Below are 381 nucleotides of genomic sequence, written 5' to 3'. Positions count from 1 at the left end.
AGCGGCCGTCGTGACAGGGTCGGCGTGATCGTGAACTGGTCGTTGGTAAGGGGAAGTTCGTGGACACGCAGATCTGGGACACGCTGGTCGAGTCGATGAAGAACGCGTACACCGCGGGTCTGAGCGAAGGGGCCGTGCCTCGCCCGGTCATCATGCCGCTGGTGCGCGGCGAGCTCGTCGGTCTGATCCGGGTACGCCCCACCAGCGCCGGCAGGGACGCGCAGACGGGTATCGCCCAGCTCTCGAACATCGCCGCGGCGGCCGGTGCCGACGAAGTCGTCCTCGTCTGGGAGACCCACGACGTGGCCACGGCCTGTCAGCTGCCGGTCACCGGCCCGGCACCCTGCCTGAACATGGTGCACGCCACGAAGGACGGCGGCC

General features: G+C 69.0%; 1 pseudogene. It reads left to right on the top strand.

The features are described from left to right. Positions 1–95 precede the first annotated feature (95 nt). Positions 96–381, top strand: a pseudogene (locus tag AOK17_RS52915) (hypothetical protein); the annotation flags it as partial.

Origin of the sequence: Streptomyces phaeochromogenes (genome assembly GCF_001418655.1) — a bacterium.
Taxonomy (GTDB): domain Bacteria; phylum Actinomycetota; class Actinomycetes; order Streptomycetales; family Streptomycetaceae; genus Streptomyces; species Streptomyces phaeochromogenes.
The sequence above is the reverse complement of the archived record's forward strand: the minus strand, read 5'-3'. Positions and strand labels throughout refer to the sequence as shown.